Raw genomic sequence first — 5,666 nt, forward strand, 5'->3', positions numbered from 1 at the left:
TGTGTGGTAACTTCATTCTACACGAGGCCGTCGCTATGGGCTTTTTTGCGTTCACGTTCAGGTGTTGCACTTAATTTTATAATTCATCGCGCAAAAAAAGCGGCCGCCTATGCGGTCGCTCACAGTCGTGCCAATAGTTTTCCTTTTTGCAACGTCGAGACGTACGCGCGCTTGGTAAACACGTCATACGCGTTCCCCCTTGCCGCGTCTAAGATGCCTTCATAGAGGAGCGCTGCCGCCTGTACCGGTTTCCGGCTCGCCGGTGGGTAGAGGTGATGTGTTTCCCTCGCCCGGGTATATAAGAATTCAGCTCGACGGGCGAGCGTCTCCCAGACATCCATGAACGCAGGTGTCACTTTCCGGGCGAACAAGTCCGCCTCCGAGACGCCGAACTCAGCGAGTAGCGTTTGCGGGAGATAAATCCGGTCCCTGCTCAAGTCTTCGCCGACGTCACGCAAGATGTTCGTCACCTGCATGGCGATGCCGAGATCGATTGCGCCTTGCTTCAGGCTCGCCTTCTCGGTCGCGTCCGGCTCTGGTACGAGAATCGGCAACAGCATTAAGCCGACCGTGCTAGCCGCATAATAGCTGTATTGTTCCGTCTCCTCGAGCGTCGCGTACCGTGACTTATGTAAATCCCATTTCATCCCTTCGGCCAACTCGAAGAAGGGCGCGACGTCCATGTCATAACGGCCCCACACATCACGGAGCGCGACCCAAAGAGCCCCTTCGACGTCTTCGTTCGCCAAAAAGCGATTAAAGTCATGCAAAAACTCCGTCAGGCTCGCTTCCGGTCGGTCGGATTCGTCGACGGCGTCGTCGAGCAGACGGCAAAACGTATAGACGGCCGCGACCGCCTGACGGTCCGGCTTGGAGAGCAAAGAGAAGGCCCGATAAAACGTCAACGAGCCTTTCTTCATGATTTCCTCACATTGACGATACGCTTCTTGTGTCGTCATAGAATGCCTCCATTTCTTCTTCCATTCTTTTCACGAGTAGTTCGGACCCAATCATCACGATCGGGACACCACCGCACGGGTGTACCGAGGCGCCGACGGCGAAGAGCCGTTCGATGTGCGCATATGGTCGGGCTTGCGGTTTGAACGCCGCCGACTGCGAGAGTTTCGGCGCGATGCCGAAGCTGCCGCCTTCAAAGAGACCGAATCGCTCCGCGTCCATCGGCGTCCGAAGTTTCATCTCGGTGACACGCTCACTGAAGCCCGGTACAAGCGTCTCAAGCCGGCCAACGAGGTGATCGATCGTCCCGTTCGCCTCGAAATCAGAGCGCTCGAGCTTTCGCGGCACCGGTACGAGGACGTAGAGCACACTTGTGCCTTCGGGTGCGAGCGTTCGGTCGACCCGGGACGGATTGAACGTGTACATCGCCGGGTACTCGCTCAGTTTACCATCTTCAAAGATGGTTCGCATCGATCCGGCAAAATCGTTCGGCAAGTCAAACTGATGCACCGGCAACTCAATCTCACCGTTGACGGTGAAGTACAAGAGAAGCGTCGCGCTCGATGGCTCGTATGCTTTCGGTTTGACGCCATCGATGAGTCGCTCCATGAGCGGGAAGTCCCCGTTCACGACGACCGCATCGTGCGGATGGGTGACGCCGTCGACGACGACGGCGTTCGCCCGTCCGTTCTCGACACGAACACGTTCGACACGCGCGTTCAGGTTGAACTGAACACCGCGACGTCTCAGCTCTTGTTCTAGTTTCGTCGCGAGTGAGAAATATCCTCCTTTGACGTACCAGACCCCTTCTTCTTGCTCACGGTATGGGATGAGACCGTAAAGCGACGGCGTCGCATACGGGTTACCGCCGATATAGAGCGTCTGCAGACTATAGGCGACGCGCAGACGCTCGTCTTTGAAGAATCGTTTCATGTTCTCATGTGCCGTCTCATACGCCTTCAGGCGCATGAGGAGGAGCAACAGCTTCGGTTCGAACAAATCCGACTTTGCTTTATAGCCACGGTCTAAGAACGACTCAAAGCCGATTTGATACTCGTCGCGCTTTTGGGTCATATACCCGCGGAAAGCATCCCCTTCCCCGAACATGTGCTCCACTTCTTCCGCTTGCCGCTCGATGTCGCGGTACTTGTAGAACGCCGTCCCGTCTTCATAACGGAGGCGATAGAGCGGGTCGATTTCGAGCAGCTCAACTTCCGTCTCGGGAAGACCCGCCTGTTTCAATTGCTGTTTCAGTTTCGACGGCAACAACACGATCGTCGGGCCTTCATCGACACGGGCGCCGTTGTCGAACTCGACATAGTTGAGACGTCCACCGACGCGCGCTTCCTTCTCATAAATCGTGACCTGCAACGATGGGTATTTATGCGTCAATAAGAGCGCCGCATACAAAGAGCCGATTCCGGCCCCGACGAATCCGATGTTCATTGGCCGACACCTGCCCGGTCGCGAAGCAAGTTCGTCGTGATGCGAGCCGATTCGAAGATGGTCGGCAGTCCGCTGCCCGGATGGGTGCCGCCGCCGACGAGCCAGACGTGGTCGAGTTCTTCAAACTGGTTGTGCGGACGGAAGTACATCATCTGTGACAAGTTATGGCCCAGATTGAACGTCGCCCCTTCATAGACGCCGAACGCCTCCCAGTCTTTCGGGGTAAGCGCTTGTTTCACTTCGATGTGGTCCCGGATGTCTTTATACGGGGAACGCGTCTCGAGCGCGTCGAGGACTCGTTCGGTCATCTTCGGCTCGAGCGTCTCCCACGGCAAATTCGATAAGTTGTTCGGTACCGGGACGAGCACGTAGAGTGAGGACTTGCCGGCTGGCGCGAGCGTCGGGTCGATCTTCGAGGCGTTTTGCACGTAGAACGAGAAGTCGTCGCTCAACTTCAAGTCTTTCGTCATCTCTTTGACGTTTTGCTCGTAATCGTCAGCGAAATGAATCGTATGGTGGCCGACGTCATACAAGCGGTCGAGCCCGAGATAGAGCATGAACGTTGAGCACGAGTAGCGTTTCTTCTGCAACTGCTCGGGGCTCCAACGCGATAACGTGCCGTTCGGGACGAGCGATGTCATCGCGTGGGCGAAGTCGGCCCCGATAATCACTTCATCAAACGAGTAGTGGACGTTGTTCGCGACGAGCCCGTTCACACTCTTCCCATCGAGCAACAACCGGTCGACCCCTTCACCGAGACGAATCGACCCGCCTTCTTCCTCGATGACGCGCGCCATCGCCGTACATAACTGGTTCACGCCGCCAATCGGATGATGGACGCCGTATGCGTGTTCCATATAGGACAAAATCGAGAATCCGCCCGGACATTCCCAAGCCGACATGCCGAGATATTTCGCTTGGAATGTGAACGCATATTTCAGCTCTTCGCTCGTGAAGTATTCCGATAACACGTCATAGAGCGATTTACCGATCGAGAGGAACGGCAACGCCTTCAAGACACGAAGCGACACGTAATCGGTCAAACTGTCGTGCGCCGTCTGAAGCACCGGCATCAGCTTCGACAGCTTGATCGCTTGCTCCGACATGAATCGCTCATACCCTTCCCCGTTGCCCGGGAACTGTGCCTCAATCGCTTCGAACATCTCGTCACGGTCCGTCGTCATCGACAAGACGCGACGGCCACGGTCGAAGTATAGATCGTACATCGGCTCGAGCCGTTTCATCTCGACGTAATCGTGCAAGTTCCGTCCCGTCTCTTCAAAAATCTCTTCTAGAATATATGGCATATTCAAAAAAGTCGGGCCACGATCGAACGCGAACTCCCCGACTTGTAGACGTGACGTCCGTCCACCTACGAACGGCTGTTTCTCGAACACGGTGACAGAAACGCCACGGCTCGCCAAAATCATGGCTGCGGCGAGCCCTCCTGGTCCGGCACCGATGACTGCAACTCTTTTTTCCGACACGTTGAACAACTCCCTATGTGAATAGTCTCTTATGCTTCTACTCCATTATAGAAACGAGTCGAGACAAGTTCAAATCTGAATCGGCTCGCCGTGTGTAGTCTATGTCAGTCGCCACGTTCGGCGATGACGATATACCAAGATCCTTCTGGGATGAACGGGATGAAGCGGACGTTCCCGAAGCCGCTTTGTTCCATTTGACGACGGAGGGCGCGAATCGTAGGAAGTGGATATAAATTATCGTGGAGCGTCATGAACGCGTTGAACGCCGAGGCGAAGCGTGCGCCGAGCGGGGTCTCCGCGAGCGGCGTGACGAGGACGGCGACGCCACGCTCATCTAGATTCTCGAGCATGCGTCCGAGTAGCTTCGTCCGTTCGTCCGGCGAGAAGTAATAGAGCATGTTGTTCATCATGACGGCATCGAACCGTTCATCATGGTCCCATTCCATGAAGTCGGCCACTTCGTAACGAATCTCACCCGTCTCATCTTTCTCCCGTGCCTCTTCGATGACGTCTTCCTCCAAATCGATCCCCGTCAATTTCCAGTCCGGCTCGAGGTCATGCAGTTTACGCAAATAGCCACCGTGGCCGCAACCGATGTCGAGCATCGTCTTGACGTCTGCCTGACGCAAGAGTTGCTGCACGATCGGGAAGGCGACCGTCTCGACGAGCGTCGACGTCTGGGCGACGACTTGGCCGTGCGTGGCCCCGTCGAACGTCTTCTGTTTCCCCGACTCTAAAAACTCCGGATAGGCGATGAGCGCCGGAATGTGAAGTTCCATCATCTCTTGCAACATGAAGCCGATACTACGCTCATCTTCATGCGATAATTGATACTTCAAGCTACGCGTTGGATAGTAGCGCCATCCTCGCTTTTTCAAGTGTCGAACGGCGACACCGACATCAAGCCAGCGCTCGAGCGCGAGTTTCGTCAGCGGCCGCTTCAATCGAAGCGTCATTTCCGCGTAGCTGGCCCCGCCTTGGAGCGCATCAAATAAACCGTACTTATAACCAATATAGCCATGCCATAACGGCAGGAACGACTCGGTTTGTTTCATCCATCTCCGCGCATGAAGCACGCGCGACCATTCATTCATCTGTTGATCCATCGTTTCACCTCATCATCGTTATCACTGATTTTTGTATTTTCCCCTAATAATTTGAGGACAAACAAAAAAATCCCACTTCAATGTGTGAAGTGGGATCCGGCTCAAATGAAGTTGCTGAAAAACGATTGGCCGTACGGAAGCGCGTAACCGATGAAGATTGTCACGAGCGACAAAACAGCGAAACCGCCAAGCATGGCGCTGGCCGGCTTTTGTTTCTTCATGCGGATGAGCGCCATCTCGCCGAAGATGAGCGTCAAGAGTCCGACCGTGATTTTCACGTGGTAGAACATCCCGCCGCTGTTCAATTGTAAGTACAAATAAAGTCCCGTCCCGAACGCGACGAGAAGCATGAGGCGAAACGCCATATGCGCGATTTTACCGCTCTTGTTCCCGTTCTTGTAGCCGACGTACGCGACGGCAAACAAGACGAGGAGTAAAATCCAGCTTGTCACGTGCGTATGCAGGAATGCAGTCAATGGCATTCATTTATCCCCCTTTTCATCATATACAATCCTTATTGTACACGAATAAACCTGTGACCGGTCAAGCGAGAGCAAAAAAAAGAGAGGGACACCCGGCTTTAATCTGTACCCCATGTAAAGGACATTAATAAAAAAACTTATGCTGCTTCAAGGAGATGATTCCTGTACTGTACGGGAGTCATCTTTTT

5 protein-coding genes are annotated in these 5,666 nt (G+C 54.5%); all 5 read right to left on the reverse strand.

The genetic code is table 11. The annotated features are described in order from the left end of the window. Window positions 1–119: 119 nt before the first annotated feature. Entirely contained in the window at window positions 120–959 is an 840-nt protein-coding gene (locus tag KNP76_RS15230) for a phytoene/squalene synthase family protein (protein WP_214845006.1), read from the reverse strand. Further along, window positions 928–2,403 carry a phytoene desaturase family protein gene (locus KNP76_RS15235; RefSeq protein ID WP_214845007.1) on the reverse strand — a complete coding sequence of 492 codons (1,476 nt, stop codon included), beginning with the start codon at window positions 2,401–2,403 and terminating at the stop codon, window positions 928–930. Before KNP76_RS15235 ends, KNP76_RS15230 begins: the two co-directional genes overlap by 32 nt. Then, window positions 2,400–3,923, reverse strand: coding sequence for a phytoene desaturase family protein (locus KNP76_RS15240; RefSeq protein WP_152545886.1), 1,524 nt, complete (start codon window positions 3,921–3,923; stop codon window positions 2,400–2,402). The genes KNP76_RS15235 and KNP76_RS15240 overlap by 4 nt, the downstream gene beginning before the upstream one ends. A gap of 71 nt (window positions 3,924–3,994) precedes the next feature. Further along, window positions 3,995–4,996 (reverse strand): class I SAM-dependent methyltransferase, encoded by a 1,002-nt coding sequence (locus KNP76_RS15245; protein ID WP_034817753.1) that lies wholly within the window; start codon window positions 4,994–4,996, stop codon window positions 3,995–3,997. 101 nt (window positions 4,997–5,097) lie between these two features. Continuing rightward, on the reverse strand, window positions 5,098–5,478 hold the full coding sequence (locus tag KNP76_RS15250; RefSeq protein WP_034807197.1) for a YisL family protein: 381 nt from the start codon (window positions 5,476–5,478) through the stop codon (window positions 5,098–5,100). Between the last annotated feature and the right edge of the window lie 188 nt (window positions 5,479–5,666).

Source organism: Exiguobacterium sp. s150 (assembly GCF_018618435.1).
Lineage (GTDB): Bacteria > Bacillota > Bacilli > Exiguobacteriales > Exiguobacteriaceae > Exiguobacterium > Exiguobacterium alkaliphilum.

Bases quoted from the DNA above. Each gene is read 5' to 3' on its own strand.
- KNP76_RS15230 (WP_214845006.1), bottom strand. From the start codon at position 959: ATGACGACACAAGAAGCGTATCGTCAATGTGAGGAAATCATGAAGAAA.
- KNP76_RS15235 (WP_214845007.1), bottom strand. From the start codon at position 2,403: ATGAACATCGGATTCGTCGGGGCCGGAATCGGCTCTTTGTATGCGGCG.
- KNP76_RS15245 (WP_034817753.1), bottom strand. From the start codon at position 4,996: ATGGATCAACAGATGAATGAATGGTCGCGCGTGCTTCATGCGCGGAGA.
- KNP76_RS15250 (WP_034807197.1), bottom strand. From the start codon at position 5,478: ATGCCATTGACTGCATTCCTGCATACGCACGTGACAAGCTGGATTTTA.